The 16524-nt window shown below is 30.3% G+C and carries 18 protein-coding genes; 16 read left to right on the top strand and 2 right to left on the bottom strand.

Annotated features, from left to right (window positions below):
• Positions 1-141 precede the first annotated feature (141 nt).
• The 6 genes from HGI79_RS01315 to HGI79_RS01290 all read left to right on the top strand — a co-directional run bounded on the left by HGI79_RS01315 (position 142) and on the right by HGI79_RS01290 (position 6048).
• Complete coding sequence (locus tag HGI79_RS01315) at positions 142-492, top strand: Asp23/Gls24 family envelope stress response protein (RefSeq protein ID WP_185648921.1); 351 nt, start codon at positions 142-144, stop codon at positions 490-492.
• 14 nt (positions 493-506) lie between these two features.
• Positions 507-2165: a DAK2 domain-containing protein gene (locus tag HGI79_RS01310; protein WP_185648920.1), complete on the top strand. Its 1659-nt coding sequence runs from the start codon at positions 507-509 to the stop codon at positions 2163-2165.
• A gap of 145 nt (positions 2166-2310) precedes the next feature.
• Positions 2311-4353: an ATP-dependent DNA helicase RecG gene (recG, locus tag HGI79_RS01305; protein ID WP_185648919.1), complete on the top strand. Its 2043-nt coding sequence runs from the start codon at positions 2311-2313 to the stop codon at positions 4351-4353.
• A 110-nt stretch (positions 4354-4463) separates the two neighbouring features.
• Entirely contained in the window at positions 4464-5024 is a 561-nt protein-coding gene (gene rsmD / locus HGI79_RS01300; RefSeq protein WP_185648918.1) for a 16S rRNA (guanine(966)-N(2))-methyltransferase RsmD, read from the top strand.
• A 5-nt stretch (positions 5025-5029) separates the two neighbouring features.
• Entirely contained in the window at positions 5030-5512 is a 483-nt protein-coding gene (coaD, locus tag HGI79_RS01295) for a pantetheine-phosphate adenylyltransferase (RefSeq protein ID WP_185648917.1), read from the top strand.
• A gap of 11 nt (positions 5513-5523) precedes the next feature.
• Positions 5524-6048 (top strand): ATPase, encoded by a 525-nt coding sequence (locus HGI79_RS01290; protein ID WP_185648916.1) that lies wholly within the window; start codon positions 5524-5526, stop codon positions 6046-6048.
• Here the strand turns inward: HGI79_RS01290 and ylbJ are convergent.
• A complete protein-coding gene (gene ylbJ / locus HGI79_RS01285) occupies positions 6031-7197 on the bottom strand; it encodes a sporulation integral membrane protein YlbJ (protein ID WP_185648915.1) in 1167 nt (388 codons plus the stop codon). The genes HGI79_RS01290 and ylbJ overlap by 18 nt on opposite strands.
• A gap of 201 nt (positions 7198-7398) precedes the next feature.
• Positions 7399-8634, bottom strand: a complete 1236-nt coding sequence (locus tag HGI79_RS01280; protein ID WP_185648914.1) for a nucleotidyltransferase — start codon at positions 8632-8634, stop codon at positions 7399-7401.
• A gap of 273 nt (positions 8635-8907) precedes the next feature.
• On the opposite strand from HGI79_RS01280, the gene pta reads away from it, so the two are divergent.
• From pta to HGI79_RS01230, 10 genes are all read left to right on the top strand, one after another.
• Positions 8908-9912 carry a phosphate acetyltransferase gene (gene pta / locus HGI79_RS01275; RefSeq protein WP_185648913.1) on the top strand — a complete coding sequence of 335 codons (1005 nt, stop codon included), beginning with the start codon at positions 8908-8910 and terminating at the stop codon, positions 9910-9912.
• Positions 9913-9970: 58 nt separating this feature from the next.
• Positions 9971-11170, top strand: a complete 1200-nt coding sequence (locus HGI79_RS01270) for an acetate/propionate family kinase (protein ID WP_185648912.1) — start codon at positions 9971-9973, stop codon at positions 11168-11170.
• A gap of 354 nt (positions 11171-11524) precedes the next feature.
• The gene (locus tag HGI79_RS01265; RefSeq protein WP_185648911.1) at positions 11525-12028 is read left to right on the top strand and encodes a DUF177 domain-containing protein; all 504 of its coding nucleotides are present in this window, start codon (positions 11525-11527) and stop codon (positions 12026-12028) included.
• Positions 12029-12042: 14 nt separating this feature from the next.
• Positions 12043-12225 (top strand): 50S ribosomal protein L32, encoded by a 183-nt coding sequence (gene rpmF, locus HGI79_RS01260; RefSeq protein ID WP_185648910.1) that lies wholly within the window; start codon positions 12043-12045, stop codon positions 12223-12225.
• A gap of 347 nt (positions 12226-12572) precedes the next feature.
• On the top strand, positions 12573-13571 hold the full coding sequence (gene plsX, locus HGI79_RS01255; protein WP_185648909.1) for a phosphate acyltransferase PlsX: 999 nt from the start codon (positions 12573-12575) through the stop codon (positions 13569-13571).
• 189 nt (positions 13572-13760) lie between these two features.
• The gene (gene acpP, locus HGI79_RS01250) at positions 13761-13991 is read left to right on the top strand and encodes an acyl carrier protein (RefSeq protein WP_185648908.1); all 231 of its coding nucleotides are present in this window, start codon (positions 13761-13763) and stop codon (positions 13989-13991) included.
• Positions 13992-14130: 139 nt separating this feature from the next.
• Positions 14131-14838: a ribonuclease III gene (gene rnc, locus HGI79_RS01245; RefSeq protein ID WP_185648907.1), complete on the top strand. Its 708-nt coding sequence runs from the start codon at positions 14131-14133 to the stop codon at positions 14836-14838.
• Positions 14831-15919 (top strand): elongator complex protein 3, encoded by a 1089-nt coding sequence (locus HGI79_RS01240; protein ID WP_185648906.1) that lies wholly within the window; start codon positions 14831-14833, stop codon positions 15917-15919. The genes rnc and HGI79_RS01240 overlap by 8 nt, the downstream gene beginning before the upstream one ends.
• A gap of 47 nt (positions 15920-15966) precedes the next feature.
• Positions 15967-16227, top strand: a complete 261-nt coding sequence (locus HGI79_RS01235) for a stage V sporulation protein S (RefSeq protein ID WP_185648905.1) — start codon at positions 15967-15969, stop codon at positions 16225-16227.
• A 188-nt stretch (positions 16228-16415) separates the two neighbouring features.
• On the top strand, positions 16416-16514 hold the full coding sequence (locus tag HGI79_RS01230; RefSeq protein WP_185648904.1) for a DUF4044 domain-containing protein: 99 nt from the start codon (positions 16416-16418) through the stop codon (positions 16512-16514).
• Positions 16515-16524 lie beyond the last annotated feature (10 nt).

Here is a 16524-nt window from a genome sequence, read left to right as displayed (position 1 = left end):
CCATACAATGTGCGAATTGTGCAAGTAGATTATGAAATTAAATAGTAAAAATATCATTATCAATAATATATTTCCTTGAATAAATCTTTTTTATAATATAAAATATGTTATATGGTGTTATGTAAATAGGAGGGGTTTAATATGATAGGCAACATTATCAATGAGAGTGGTTATATAAATTATTCAGAGGAAGTAGTAGCTAACATTGCAGGTATTTCAACTATGGAATGCTATGGAGTTGTAGGAATGGCATCAAAAAATGCTAAAGATGGGTTTTGGGAATTGTTAAAAGGAGAAAGCTTGAGCAAGGGTGTAAAGCTTCGTTCAAAAGATAATGAGTTATTTATAGAATTATATATTATGGTTGAATATGGAACTAAAGTATCTGTTATAGCAAACAATGTGATACAAAAAATAAAATACAATGTTGAAAATTATACAGGATTAAAAGTTTCAACAGTTACGGTAAATGTTCAAGGTGTTAGAATCTAGGAGGATTTGTAAACATGAAACACTTAACAATAGATGGCAACTGCTTTTACAATATGATAGTAAATGCTAGCAACAGACTAGAGGAACAAAAGGAATATGTAAATTCACTAAATGTTTTTCCGGTTCCAGATGGAGATACTGGAACAAATATGTCTATGACATTTAGAACAGCAGTATCGGAAATAGAAGGTATGCAGTATAAGTCTATAGGAGAGATTTCAAGAAAGCTATCCAAGGGTGCTCTTATGGGAGCAAGGGGTAATTCAGGGGTTATACTTTCACAGATTTTCAGAGGAATAGCTAATGGATTGGAAGAAAAAAAGGAAGCTAACGCTATAGAATTTGCAAACAGTATAGCAGAAGGTGCAAAATCAGCATATAAAGCAGTAATGAGACCTACAGAAGGAACTATATTGACGATTATAAGAGCTGCAGCAGAAAGTGCCGCTAAGTCGCAGCATGAAGACATAGTTGTGCTTCTAGAAGAAGTATGTAATTACAGCGAAAGTATATTAAATAAAACTCCAGAAATGCTGCCGGTGCTTAAAAAAGCTAAAGTTGTTGATGCTGGAGGAATGGGACTTCTTATAATATTAAAGGGAATGTATGAAACTTTAAGGGATGAATTAAAATTTATAGAAATTAAAAATATTAAAGATAAATATATTGAATCTGCTGCAAAAAATTTAGGTGAACAGGATATAAGATTTGGTTATTGTACAGAATTCTTTATACGTTCAACTAATGCCAATATAGATGAATTTAAAAATAAAATAGAAACTATGGGTGATTCCATGGTTGTTGTGAAGGATGAGGACATTATAAAGGTGCATATTCATACAGATGACCCAGGTTGGGTTCTTTCACAGGCTATAAAGCTAGGAGAACTGTCGAGAATAAAAATAGATAATATGAGAGAGCAGCATAGACACGTATTAGATGTGAACCATTTACAATATGCAAGTGAAAATAATATAGTAAAAGAAGAACAGATTGAAAATGAAATTATAGAGGAAAAGGAATATGCATTTATAACTGTAGCCGCGGGAGAAGGTATAAAAAATATTTTTGAGGATTTAGGAGTAGATTTTGTAATAGAAGGCGGACAAACAATGAATCCAAGTACTCAAGATATGCTCCAGTGTGTAAATGAAATAAATGCTAAGAATATTTTTATTCTTCCTAATAATAAAAATATAATTATGGCAGCCAACCAAGCTGCTGATTTAAGTGATAAAAATGTAAAAGTTATAGCTTCCAAAACAATACCACAAGGTATAACTGCAATAACGGTTTTTAATCCAGATTTAAGCTTTGAGGATAACGTGGAAGCTATGGAGAATATAATTCATACTGTTGCTACAGGGCAAGTAACTTATGCTGTGAGAGATACAGAAGTTGATGGTAAGAATATAAAAGAAGGAAATATATTAGGTCTAATAGAAGGAAAAATAAAAGAGATTGGAGAAAATACCTTTGATGTATGTAAAAATCTTATTTCTTCAATGGTCAATGAAAATAGCGAGTTAATAAGTATTTTTTACGGTAAAGACTGTGATGAAGGTAAGATACAAGAATTTGTAAGTGAATTAGAAGATCAATATCCAGATATTGATATACAAAGTTACAATGGACAGCAACCATTATATTATTTTATAATATCTGTAGAGTAATAAAGTAGGAAATTATATTAAATTAATGAATATTTAACTCCCGCTATTAAAGGTGGGGGTTTTTGTGATTGTAAATGCACTTTATTAATGCATAATCTAAGAAAATAGTTAAATAAAGTTTTTTAGGGGCAGGAAGGATGATTTAATGAATGTATATAGTGATATAAGTAATATTAAAGGAGTAGGGCCTAAAATAGCAGAGAACCTAAGGAAATGTTCTATATATAGTATACTAGATCTGTTATTATATTTCCCAAGAGATTATGAAATAATATCATCATGTAATTCCCCTTTAATAGAAAAAAACTTAGGAAAGATTATGATTAACTGTCAGGTAGTTGGCATAGAAAGAGATATAAGAACTAAAAATGGAAAAGTAATATCTACAATTGTTTTTAACGATGGTAATAATGTAATTAAGGGAAAATGGTTTAATCAGCCCTATGTAAAAAGTAGTTTTAGAATTGGAAGTAATTATACCATAACGGGTAAAATGGAGGAGTTTAGGGGAGAACTTTATATTACAAATCCAAAGCTAGTTAAAGATAAAAGTTTCAGTAGCAGTTCAGATAAAATAGTGCCTAAATATCCGCTTAGATCAGGAGTTACTAACAGTTTAATAATAAAGTTAGTATGCCAAGTTTTAGATGTTGTTAACATAAATGAAAATTTGCCTACATGGATAATTGATAAGTATAAATTTTATAGTTTAGATAAATCTATAAGAACCATACATAACCCTTTGGATTTTAAAGATTTACAGGAAGCTACAAGAAGGTTAAAGTTTCAGGAATTATTTACTTACTCTATGAAAATATTAATGCTTAAGGACTATTTAAATAAGAATAGAGAAGGTATATCTTTTAAAATATCTTCTGATTTAAAAATATTAAAAGAAAAATTGCCTTATAGTTTGACAAATGCTCAAAGTAAGGTTGTAAGAGAAATTTTAATAGACCAAAAAAAATCAGTTTCTATGAATCGATTGGTTCAGGGAGATGTAGGAAGTGGAAAAACTATTGTTGCTTTAATATCAGTATTCAATGTTATAAGGAACGGATACCAAGCTGTAATGATGGCACCTACAGAAATATTAGCAACCCAGCACTATTTAGAAGCACAGAAGCTATTAGAAAGTTTCAATATAAATATAGAATTACTATGTGGAAGTACTACAGCTAAGAATAAAGAAAGAATAAAAGATGAATTAAAAAAAGGCACAATAGACTTGGTAATTGGTACTCATGCTCTTATTGAAGATGATGTAGAATTTGCTAACCTTGGAATGGTAGTTACAGATGAACAACATAGGTTTGGAGTAATGCAAAGAAGTAAATTAAGCAATAAGGGTAAAAATATAGATACCCTTGTAATGACAGCAACCCCAATACCTAGAACTCTAAGTCTTTATTTATACGGTGACCTGGATGTATCTATTATAGATGAATTGCCTCCAGGAAGGCAAAAAATTGAAACATACTATATAAAGGAAGATTTAAAGTATAAAGCTTATACATTTGCCTTGGATGAAATAAAAAAAGGTAGACAGGTTTATGTAGTATGTCCATTAGTTGAAGAGAATGAAGAGCTTAGATTAAGCTCAGTTGAAAGTTTATATGAGGAAATTAAAGAGAAATATTTTAAGGATGTTACCATAGAAATACTACATGGTAAGATGTCGCCTAAAGTTAAAGAAGAAATAATGAATAGATTCAAAGGTGGAGAAACTAAAATTATAGTATCTACCACTGTTATAGAAGTAGGTGTTAACGTACCTAATGCTACACTGATGATTATAGAAAATGCAGAACGGTTTGGGCTTGCTCAGTTGCATCAGCTCCGTGGAAGAGTGGGAAGAGGGGAACATAAATCTTACTGTATATTAATAGCTAATATAAAGAATGATATAATAAGAAAAAGAATGGAAATTATGAAAAGTAGTAATGATGGATTTTTCATAGCAGAACAGGACTTAAAAATAAGAGGAGCTGGAGAAATATTTGGATTTAGGCAGCATGGGGAGGATGCTCTAATACTTTCAGATATAATAGAAGATATACCTTTATTGAAGTTAGCAAACTCAGAGGCAAAAAGACTATTATCAAGTGATGACGAAGACGATATAAGAGTAAAGAATGAAATTTTTCAAAAGATAGAGGAAAGTTCAAGATACATTTGTTTTAATTAACTTATGTATCTGTAAAGAAAATGTTTTTGTATAAAATAAATATATATGTTAAAATATTATACATAATAACTATAATTTAGTGGCTTATGTAAATACAAGGAGGAAAAAATATGAGAATTATTGCAGGTCTTGCGAAGGGCAGAAAAATTATGTCACCTATAGGTATGGATACCACGAGACCTACTTTAGATAGAATAAAACAAGCAATGTTTAATATTATTCAAAATAGAGTTTATGGTTCAAAAGTTCTAGATGTATTTTCAGGTACAGGAAGTCTAGGTTTAGAAGCAGCTAGTAGAGGTGCAAAAGAATGTTATCTTGTGGATGGAAGTAAGGAGACATTTTCTTTTTTGGTTAAAAATGTGGAAACTTTAGGCTTTGAAGAAACATGTAAATATCTTAATATGGATTCTTATAAGGCTCTTGAGGAGTTTGGAAGAAAGAATATAGTATTTGATTTAATTTTTATTGATCCACCTTATATGAAGAATATGATTCCACCTGCAGTTGAAATAATTGAAAGGGATGGATTATTAGATAAAGATGGACTTATAATAACTAAAATTGATACTAGAGAAGATATATATTATGGAACAGAAAATATTATTCTTTTTGATCATAGAAAATATGGCAATACTACAGTATGCTTTTATAGGTACAAGGAGGACTAAGTGTAATGAAGACAGCGGTGTATCCAGGTAGCTTTGATCCAGTAACTAATGGACATTTAGATATAATAAAAAGATCATCAAAGGTTTTTGATGAGGTAATAGTTGGTGTACTTGTAAATCCAGAAAAAAAGGGGCTCTTCACTATAGAAGAAAGAGTAGCGTTAATTAAAAGAATAGTGAAGGATATACCTAATGTAAAAGTGGAAAGTTTTAGTGGTTTATTAATTAACTTTATGAAGAATAAAGATGCTAAGGTTATAGTAAAAGGGTTAAGAGCTGTTTCGGATTTTGAATATGAATTTCAAATGTCTTTAATGAATAATAAATTAGATCCTGATATAGAAACTGTATTTATGATGACAAGTGCTAAAAATTCATTTTTAAGTTCTTCGTCAGTAAAACAGGTAGCAATGTTTGGCGGATGTATAGAAGATCTAGTTCCTGATGAAATAATACCAGATATCATAAGAAAGGTTAACAACCTTTAGGGGGAAATATTATGGATGCTATTAAGCTTTTGGAATATATTGGAGAAATAGTTGAAACATCTGCAAAGGTACCTATGACAGGAAAAGTTATTATTGATAAGAAAGAAACACTAGAAATATTAGAAAAAATAGTTAATTATCTTCCAGATGAGTTGAAAAAAGCTCAATGGGTTATTGAAGAAAAAGAGAGAATACTAAGTGAGGCAATTCAACAATCCGAAAACTTAAAAAAAGAAAATTTAAATATATTAAAAAGACAAATAGAAAATCACGATATTACAAGAGAAGCAAAGATGAGAGCAGAAGAGATAGTAGCTTCTGCTCAAAGAAGTGCTAAGGATATGAGACTTGGGGCTAGAGATTACGCTAGTGAAATTTTGAATCAATTAGATAAAGAATTAGTTCAACGGAGAAATGAGTTTTTTGTACATTTAAAGCAAGAAATAGAGCAATTAGTAGTTGATTTAGAATCAACCATAGACTTAAACATAAGTACTATAAAGCAAAATATAAAAGAACTAAGAGATATGAAATAAACTTTTTGCCTTAAATAATATCCACGGAATAATTAAAATAATAATTGTAAGTGTAAATAAAGAGTTTAAGTTATGCTTAATTTGGTTAACTGAAGCAAATGTTTCAATGGAAAAATTAAATGTAGGTATTTTATACAGTATAACGCTTATGGTAGAGCATACCATTCCCTGAAATACTTTCCTAAATGTATATTTCATCATGGACACGTTATATCTATAAGTAAAGGAATAAACCTGTGAAATTATTGACAAACCGCTAAAAGTAAATAAAAAACTTACAATAGCTATTTTAGTCACTATTGATATATTTATAGATGAAATTAGGCTGCATCCATTGGTCATTTCTATCATTCCAAGGATAAAGCCTTCTATAATATCCTTAGAAACATGAGAAAAACTTGATAAACTACTTATAAATACTTTAAATGCATAGTTACTTCTTAATATATTGTTTACTACTGAGAAAAGAGTTACAAACCCACCTATAGATAAGCAAGTTTTTATGGAATTTTCTATACTAGCCTTAAGTACATCTCCAATATTTACAGATGAGTAAATAGAGTTCTCTTCTAAAACTTTTTTAATTCTTATGTTATTTGAAGGTAGTAATACTCCCATGATTATACAAGAAAGAAAATTAGATATTAAAAGTATGTAACCAATATAAGAACTGTTCAGCATAGATATACCCACAGAACCTAATACGAACAATGGACTTGCATTAGAAGCAATGTTCAGAAGCCTTTCAAAAGTTTCAACACTTATAAGTCTTTTCTCATAAATATCACAGGCATATTTTGCTCCTAAAGGGTAGCCGCATAGTGCGCTGACAATTAAGACGAAGCTGCAATTTTTTGGAAGTTTTACAGGAGTACACAAGGCTTTTCCAAAAATCTTAGAGTATATGAGTATGCCGTCATAAGATAATATTATGTTTGATACTACTAAAAAAGAAAACAAAGATGGAAATACCTTATAGAAAAAAAGTAATGCCCCATCCACAGCCCCATCTATACATACTTTTGGAGCGGCAATAATCTGTAGGATTAATAAACTACAAACTATGGTTATAGTTATGTTTTTATTTTTTAGTAGATAAGATAGTAATAAAATAATAATTATTATTAGTAAATAAAAGATTAGCTTCAAGTTTTAATCACCCGCTTTTAAAATTAAAAGTTGAATAACACTATATTAATAAATTAAAAGTTTTTAATATTATGAAAATAATTTACATTGCATAAATATATGGTCTAATAAGATTATATTTATGAAATATAACACTTATTCTAATTTTAATAAAGATAAAGCGGATGAATTTTAGTTGAAGCTATGAAGTATACATAATGCTTATAAACTCTCTTTGATTCTTATTGGACTTATGAGATAATCGGAGTTTGGGTGTACACTTCTGTTTAACAAACTATAAACTTTAGTTCCTAGTATATCTAGTGATAAAATTGCATTTTGATCTTTGGGTAATTTGCTATAAACAGGTATAGAAGAGTTATGTTTTATTAATTTAAGTATTTCTATGCCTTTATTGTTAAACCCTAAAACTCTTGCATAAGGGCAAGGATTTTTTCTTAATTCATAAGTATTGAAATTTTCAAAACCGATAAAAAATTGACATAAAATCCTGTTGATACGTGTATATGTATATCGTTTTGTTTTTATTAAACTAATTAGTGAATTAAGATCTTCTGTTTCATACAAGAATTTATATATTCTGTTTTCAATTCCTTCAGATACATCAGGAAGATTTTTTATCATATCTTTATACATAGTATATTTATATTTTATATAGGGAAGCATGGAGTTTTCAAAAGTAAAAGTATATCCTCTATCTTTTAATGATATAAGCAGACTATACACATTTTCGGGTAAATAATTTTTTAATCCATTTAAATCGTTATTTAGCTTAATATGCTCTCTTATGGAAGTTGCACTAGAGAATTCATGATCCAAGGAAACACTACTAAAGGAAGCTCCTTTTCTTTTAACAGAAAAAGGGATTATTTTACTTTGTAATCTTAATAAACTTTTGCAATATTCTATTCCAAGAATATTATTTGAAGAATATAAAATTTCTTCAAGATTTAAATTAAATATATTATGACTATTATAATTCAATATAAATTCTTGTAAAGATTGAGCTCTAGCATCGGGGTATGAAAGGCCTATATTTAGTTTGTTTTTTAGCAATTCCTTAAATTCATAGGGCTCTTCAGTAAGTATTTTTGCTATATAATTTAAAATATCCACATTGCCATATTCACTGCCAAAGCATATGTTATTTACCACACCTAAGCCATTGAGCAAACTTACTGCTCCATAGGAAAAAAATTCAGCAGAAGACATGCTGTAAATTAAAGGAAGTTCCAATACTAAATCAACTCCGTTTGTTAAGGCCATTTTAGTTCTATTCCACTTATCAACTACTGCAGGTGTGCCCCTCTGAGCAAAGTTTCCACTCATCACTGCTATTATAGCATCACACTTTGTTAATTCCTTTGTTTTTTGTAAATGATATAAATGACCTTTGTGAAAAGGATTATATTCTACTACGATACCAGTTATATTCAATTGTTTTGACCTCCTAAAACCCTTTTTTATACATTAGATTATATTTATTTTCATCAAAATCAGCAAGTTTTGTAGATCATAAATAAAAAATATATACTATTTTGGAGATTATATCATAAATTAGCATAAAAAATCAATTTAAGTATAAAAAATGAATTTTTTAATAAAAAATCTTAAAAATAACATTTTATTATTGAAAAGTATATCCTAAAAGGATTATATTATTATTATATATATTATTATTTGATTTTATTTTTGAAGGGAGAAACGAACATGAAACTAATGGAAGAAATTTGGGAAAAGGCTAAAGTAGATAAAAAAAAGATAGTCTTAGCAGAAGGTGAAGAAGATAGAAATCTTCAAGCATGTGGAAAAATAATGGAGAATGGGCTTGCTAATATAACTCTAGTTGGAAACGAGGGTGTTATAAGAGAGAAAGCTGCAAATTTTGGAGTAAACTTAGATGGTGTAGAAATATTAGATCCTGAAACTTCAGAAAAAACAGCTGAATACGCAAATGCATTTTATGAATTAAGAAAAAATAAAGGGGTAACTTTAGAAAAGGCAGACAAGATAGTTAGAGATCCATTATATTTTGCAACTATGATGCTTAAATTAGGAGATGTTGATGGCTTAGTGTCAGGAGCTATACACACCACTGGAGACTTATTAAGACCTGGTCTTCAAATAATTAAAACTGCACCAGGAATATCGGTTGTATCAAGTACATTCATCATGGCAGTTCCAGATTGTGAATATGGAGATAGCGGTCTGCTTCTTTTTGCTGATTGTGCTGTAAATCCATGTCCAACTTCAGAAGAATTAGCTTCTATTGCTATAAGCACAGCTGAAACAGCAAAAAGTCTTTGCGGTATGGACCCTAAAGTAGCTATGTTATCGTTCTCAACTATGGGCAGTGCACAACACGAGTTAGTAGATAAAGTTAGAAAGGCAACTGACCTTGCTAAAGAGATGAGATCTGATATAGATATAGATGGAGAATTACAATTAGATGCATCTATAGTTGAGAAAGTTGCTGATTTAAAGGCACCAAATAGCAAGGTTGCAGGTAAGGCAAATGTATTAGTATTCCCAGATCTTCAGGCTGGAAATATAGGATATAAGCTAGTACAGAGATTTGCAAAAGCAGAAGCTATAGGACCTATATGTCAAGGATTTGCTAAGCCTATAAATGACTTATCAAGAGGATGTAGTGCAGAGGACATTGTAAATGTAGTAGCTGTTACTGCTGTTCAAGCACAAGCTATGAATCAATAGTATATGATTTTGTTATATAGATAACTAAGATTTGATTAGAGTGGGAGGAGACACAAATATGAAAGTATTAGTAGTAAACTGTGGAAGTTCATCTTTAAAGTATCAATTAATGAATATGGAAAATGAAAATGTATTAGCAAAGGGTCTTGTGGAAAGAATAGGAATAGAAGGTTCTGTTTTAACACATAAGGTTAACGATAAAAAATATATTATTGAACAACCTATGGAAGATCATAAAGTTGCTATAAAATTAGTTCTTGATGCACTTGTTAACCAAGAACATGGAGTTATAAATGATATGTCAGAAATAAGTGCTGTAGGACACAGAGTTGTTCATGGAGGAGAAAAATACGCAAAATCTGTGCTTATAGATGAGGAGGTTATGGAAGCTTTACAAGAATGTGTTAAGCTAGCGCCATTACACAATCCACCAAATATAATAGGAATTAATGCATGTAAAGAGTTAATGCCAAATACTCCTATGGTTGTGGTATTTGATACAGCATTCCATCAAACATTACCAGATTATGCTTATATGTACTCATTACCATATGATTTATATGAAAACTATGGAATTAGAAAATATGGTTTTCACGGAACTTCACATAGATTCGTTTCAAATGTAGCTGCTGAAATGATGGGTAAGGATATAAAAGATTTAAAAATTATAACTTGTCACCTAGGAAACGGTGCTAGCATTACTGCAATAGATGGTGGAAAATCAGTTGACACAACAATGGGATTTACTCCTTTAGCTGGTTTGACAATGGGGACTAGATGTGGAGATATAGACCCAGCAATAGTACCTTTCTTGGTAAAAGAAGCAAATATAAGCATAGACGAAGTAGATAACTTAATGAATAAGAAATCAGGAGTTTTAGGACTTTCAGGTATAAGTAGTGATTTTAGAGATATACTAGATGCAGCTGGAAAGGGAGATAAAAGAGCGAAGCTAGCAATGGATGTATTCTTCTATAGAATTAAATCTTATATTGGAGCATATGCAGCAGTACTTAACGGTGTTGATTGTATAGTATTTACAGCTGGATTTGGTGAAAACTCAGCTGTTGGCAGAGAGGCAATTTGCAAAGGACTAGGATATTTAGGAATAAATATTGATAATGAGAAGAATAATACTTGGGGTAAAGCTGTTGAGATAAGTACTCCAGAGTCAAAGGTTAAGGTTTTTGCTATACCAACAGATGAAGAACTTATGATAGCAAGAGATACTAAAGAAATTGTTGATGCACAAAAGTAATATAGACTAGATATACTAGGTGGGGCTTAGCTCCACCTAAAATTTCATTTGTATATACTGTAAAACATAAGATTCTTGCTTCTATAATTGGTATGAACTGTTATGAGCTGACTTTTCCTCTATGGATAAGGATAGATAAAAGTGTCTCGTAATTAAAAGTTATATCTGTCAGTTTTAAATACAACATTTAATGATGTTATTTTTAAATTTGTTACAATTTATTTATAGAGCAAAAATTAGTTTATAGTTGTGAGTAATGAATAACTTCATTATTTGACAAAAAATAAATATAACTTGACTTTTAATGCTCAGCTCTATATAATAAATTGTGGCTAATATATAGAGGTGAGCATTATGAAACTAGATATATCTGATTTATTAAAAAAAGAAAAAGCCAATAAAGAGCTACATATTACTCTAGACCAGGAAAAGTTTTACGATGGTAGTGAAGAAATAAAGCTATTGAAACCAGTAAAGCTAGATGGAGGTCTAAGTAAGACTGGAGATATTATAACTATCACTGGTGTAATAAATACAGTATTAGAACTTACTTGCTCGAGATGCCTTGAAAAGTTTAGTTATGGTGTAAATATTGACATCGAAGAAAATTTCACAAATAATACTGGAGTTAATAAGGATGAAGATATCATCTTTATAGATAGTGATACTATTGATATCACAGAAATAATAGAAAATAATATCATATTAACTCTGCCAATCAAAAGACTTTGCAGAGAAGACTGCAAGGGCTTATGTCAGCAGTGTGGTGCAAACTGGAATTTTTCTACATGTGATTGTAAGAAAGATGATATTGACCCAAGATTGGCAAAACTGAAAGACATGTTTTCGACTGATTAAGGAGGTGTTTTACTGTGGGAAATCCAGCGAGAAGATTTTCAAAAGCTAGAAGAGATTCTAGAAGAGCTCAAACTTTTAAATTAAGTATACCAGGAATAGTTGAATGTCCTCAATGTCACGAAATGAAGCTTGCTCATAGAGTATGCAAGACTTGTGGATACTATAAGGGTAAAGAAGTTGTTTCAACTGAAAAATAAGAAAAGAAAGTCAATTGACTTTCTTTTTTTATTTACATACCTTATATGGATGCATTTAATTTAAGTGAAGAAAAATATGGAAAGCTACATTGCGTAGAAGCCTTAGAAGCTCTTAACGCAGCGAAGATAAGGGCAAATCATTGTCTGAGTGTAGCGAGTTTGATTTGACCCTGAGCAAGTTTTAGAGCTTCTTAGGTTTTGAAGCATGTAGCTGGAATATATTTCTTCACTTAAATTAAATGCACCTGACCTATATCAATGACTTTTTTTTTATATAAGGCTATGATATTATTATCACTGAAACCTATTTAAATGTTTGAAATGTATCAGCGAAGGGATGTGAAAGCATGATTATTGCCGTAGATGGTATGGGTGGAGACTTTGGGCCAACTGCTGTAGTGGGAGGTTGTGTTCAAGCTGTAAAAGAAACGGATGTGGATATTATTATTGTTGGTAAAGAGGAATTAATTAAAAGTGAACTAGATAAATATGAATATCCTAAAAATAGAATAAGTATCATAAATGCTAATGAAATAATAGATACAAATGAGCATCCAGTTATGGCTACAAGAAAAAAGAAAGATTCTAGCTTAGTTAAAGCTATTGAATTAGTAAAAAATGAAACTGCTCAAGCAGTTGTTTCTGCTGGAAGTACAGGGGCACTTATGGCTGGGGCAACACTTATAATAGGGCGGATTAAAGGAATAGATAGAGTAGCACTAGCTCCAATAATGCCAGGCAAAAATGGAGCTTTTATGATCGTAGATGCAGGAGCAAATGTTGATTGTAAGCCCGAATATTTAATGCAATTTGCATTGATGGGAAAAATATATTTTGAAAATGTTTTAAATATAATTAAACCAACAGTTGGTTTGGTTAATATAGGTGTTGAAGAAGAAAAAGGTAATGAACTTACAAAAAATACTTATAAGCTTTTAAAAAATTCAAATTTTAATTTTGTTGGTAATGTGGAACCTAGAAATGTATCTGATGGAGATGTAAATATATTAGTTTGTGATGGATTTGTGGGTAATACTATATTAAAGATGTATGAAGGTGTAGCTCTAAATTTATTTAGTATGATTAAAAGTGAAATAATGAAATCTTTTTCTGCTAAAATAGGAGCTCTTTTGCTAAAATCTGTATTTAAACAACTGAAAGAAAAATTTGATTACTCAGAATACGGGGGATCTGCATTTCTTGGATCTAAGGGCATTTGTATAAAAGCGCATGGTAGTTCTGACAGCAAAGCTATTAAGAATGCTATAAAACAGGCTGCAAATTGTCATAATAATAAAATAATTGAAAAAATCAAAGATGAATTAGAGAAAAATGTAAATAATTAAATTGTAATAGAATCAAATAATTAATGAAAATTGAATTTAAAATAAAATTTGCGAAAATATGTAAAATAAATAAAGTAAATGTATTATTATCTGATAATTTAGTATAATAATTTTAGCACTATTTATATTGACGGTGCATTAGTTATGTAATATTATTTATAATGTAGAAAGCTTTTAGGAGGTGAGACTATGTTTGATAAAATTCAAAATATAATATCTGATCAGCTTGGTATTGATACAGAAGAAGTTACAATGGAATCATCTTTCGTTGATGATCTTGGTGCGGATTCACTTGATATAGTTGAATTAATTATGGCTTTGGAGACAGAGTTTGATTTAGAAATACCAGATGAAGATGCTGAAAAAATAGCTACTGTTGGAGATGTAGTTGAGTACATAAAGACTCATGTAGAAGAGTAAGAGAACATAAAGTCCCGTTTATATACGGGACTTTAAATTTACTCGTAATTATTATTCAAAGATTAATGAGTTTATCCTTGAATTTGTTTATTCTAGGAAGAACAAACTGAAGGATAAACTTCTAGAAGGAGTTAACGTAATGAGTTTCAATAAAATTATTAAATTTGAGGAATTAGAAAACATATTAAATATACATTTTAACAATAGAGATTTGATAAGAGAAGCATTAACGCATAGTTCTTATGCTAATGGTAAGAAAAACGTTAAATTCAATGAAAGACTAGAGTTTCTTGGAGATTCTGTACTTCAGTTAAGCGTATCTGAATACTTATTCATCAACTATGGAAATAAGTCAGAGGGAGAGCTTACAAAGAGAAGATCCTTAATTGTATGTGAAAATTCTCTTTATGAAATAGCTAAAAGGTGGCAGCTTGGAAAATATATAAAGATGAGTAAAGGAGAAGAACTTACAGGTGGAAGAGAAAGGGTTTCTATATTAGCGGATTGCGTAGAAGCTATAATTGCTGCAGTGTATATAGAGTTGGGCTTTGAAAAAGCCAAAAGTTTTATAATAGAAAATTTTAAAGATACTATAGAGAAAGCCATAAAGAATAAAATAATATTAGATTATAAAACTAAACTCCAGGAAACCATGCAGCAGAATGGGGATGTGTGTATAGAATATTCTCTGACTAAATACGAAGGGCCACCTCACAGAAGGAAGTTTTACACTCAAGTTTCTGTGGACAGTAAAATTTTAGGCAGTGGTATTGGCTATAGTAAGAAGGAGTCAGAACAGCATGCAGCTCAAGAAGCATTAAGAATTTTGGAGGAACGTAATGCATAAGAAACATTATATAATACCAATATTTGTATCACATGAAGGATGTCCACATAACTGCGTGTTTTGTAATCAAAATACCATTACTGGTAATATGGAAAAAATAGATTCAGAATTTACGCGAAGAACTATAGAAGAATATTTAAGTACTATTGATAGAAAAGATTCAATTATAGAAGTGTCATTTTTCGGAGGGACTTTTACTGCTATATCAATAGAGAGACAGAGAGAACTTTTGTCAGTGGCTAAAGAATATAAAGATAAAAAAGCCATAGACTATATACACTTATCAACTAGACCTGATTATATAAATGATGAAATATTAGCTAATCTAAAAAATTACTCCGTAGATATAATAGAACTAGGAATTCAGTCCTTAGATGAAGAAGTACTTTTAAAATCAGGTAGAGGTCATTCTAAAGAAGATGTAATCCGTGCTTCTAGTCTTATAAAAGAATACGGCTTTGTACTAGGACATCAGGTAATGCTTGGACTTCCCGGAGACAGCTTTGAGAAAGATATAGAAACTGTTAAAAGTTCTATAGCTATGAAACCAGATATATATAGGCTGTATCCAGCTTTAGTTATAAAGAATACACCTATGGAGAAAATGTATAATATGAAGAGCTATAAACCCTATGAACTTTACGAAGCTGTTGAAATATCAAGGAAACTTTATTGTATGCTTACAGCAAATAACATAAATGTTATTAGAATAGGACTTCAGCCTACAGAAGAAATAAATGAAGGAAAAGAAATAGTTGCGGGACCTTTCCACCCTGCTTTCAGAGAATTAGTTGAGGGAAGTATATTCAACAACTTAATTTTAGATGAGGTTTCCCCAGTATGCCAAGATAAAATCGTGATTAGGATAAATGAAAAAGACATATCTAAGTTGTATGCTGATAAAAAGAAATTTTTTTATGACATGAAAAAACAATTAAAGACAACAAATGTTCAGGTTATTCAAGATAAAACATTATCGAGAGGGGAGTTAATTTTAAAACAGGGCGAAAATTTTAAAAAGTTGTCAATTTATGAATATATGGCAAAAAAACATAAAGAAGGAAATTTAGATATTATATAGAATAGATATCCTATGAATATAACAATGTTTGTAGGGAGGAAATAAAAATGGAAGTATTAAAAGTATCAGCTCAATCACAGCCAAAATCAGTAGCAGGGGCTTTAGCGGCCGTACTCAGAGATAACTCTTCAGCTGAGGTGCAGGCGGTTGGAGCGGGAGCAGTGAACCAAGCTGTAAAGGCTATAGCAATTACTAGGGGGTTTGTGGCACCCAATGGTATTGATCTAGTAGTTGTTCCAGCTTTTTCAGAGATAACTATTGAAGGAGAGGAAAGAACAGCCATAAAATTTATTGTTGAGCCAAGATAAATATTAAATGAATATTATATAATTTTAAGACTCTGCGTACAGCAGGGTTTTTTATTTTACGATTGATATTTTGTTTAATATAATATAAACTATATTAAGAAGTTTGGACACCAAGGTTTAAGCATGTTATTTAGGCATCTGAAAAAAATATTTTTTATATAAATATAGTTTTTAAGGAGTGTTAGTACATGAAAAAGAAAACCCGCGATAAGATGACAAAGGTTTTAATATTTTTTGTAGTACTTGTGTTTATAGTTAGCTTGCTTCCAATGATATTTCAAAGATAAGGAGTGTACT

The organism is Clostridium sp. DJ247, from assembly GCF_014231265.1.
Note: the sequence above shows the minus strand (reverse complement) of the source record. Positions and strands in the feature narration are given on the sequence as shown.

Bases quoted from the DNA above. Each gene is read 5' to 3' on its own strand.
- HGI79_RS01315 (WP_185648921.1), top strand. From the start codon at position 142: ATGATAGGCAACATTATCAATGAGAGTGGTTATATAAATTATTCAGAG.
- HGI79_RS01310 (WP_185648920.1), top strand. From the start codon at position 507: ATGAAACACTTAACAATAGATGGCAACTGCTTTTACAATATGATAGTA.
- recG (WP_185648919.1), top strand. From the start codon at position 2,311: ATGAATGTATATAGTGATATAAGTAATATTAAAGGAGTAGGGCCTAAA.
- rsmD (WP_185648918.1), top strand. From the start codon at position 4,464: ATGAGAATTATTGCAGGTCTTGCGAAGGGCAGAAAAATTATGTCACCT.
- coaD (WP_185648917.1), top strand. From the start codon at position 5,030: ATGAAGACAGCGGTGTATCCAGGTAGCTTTGATCCAGTAACTAATGGA.
- HGI79_RS01290 (WP_185648916.1), top strand. From the start codon at position 5,524: ATGGATGCTATTAAGCTTTTGGAATATATTGGAGAAATAGTTGAAACA.
- pta (WP_185648913.1), top strand. From the start codon at position 8,908: ATGAAACTAATGGAAGAAATTTGGGAAAAGGCTAAAGTAGATAAAAAA.
- HGI79_RS01270 (WP_185648912.1), top strand. From the start codon at position 9,971: ATGAAAGTATTAGTAGTAAACTGTGGAAGTTCATCTTTAAAGTATCAA.
- HGI79_RS01265 (WP_185648911.1), top strand. From the start codon at position 11,525: ATGAAACTAGATATATCTGATTTATTAAAAAAAGAAAAAGCCAATAAA.
- plsX (WP_185648909.1), top strand. From the start codon at position 12,573: ATGATTATTGCCGTAGATGGTATGGGTGGAGACTTTGGGCCAACTGCT.
- acpP (WP_185648908.1), top strand. From the start codon at position 13,761: ATGTTTGATAAAATTCAAAATATAATATCTGATCAGCTTGGTATTGAT.
- rnc (WP_185648907.1), top strand. From the start codon at position 14,131: ATGAGTTTCAATAAAATTATTAAATTTGAGGAATTAGAAAACATATTA.
- HGI79_RS01240 (WP_185648906.1), top strand. From the start codon at position 14,831: ATGCATAAGAAACATTATATAATACCAATATTTGTATCACATGAAGGA.
- HGI79_RS01235 (WP_185648905.1), top strand. From the start codon at position 15,967: ATGGAAGTATTAAAAGTATCAGCTCAATCACAGCCAAAATCAGTAGCA.
- HGI79_RS01230 (WP_185648904.1), top strand. From the start codon at position 16,416: ATGAAAAAGAAAACCCGCGATAAGATGACAAAGGTTTTAATATTTTTT.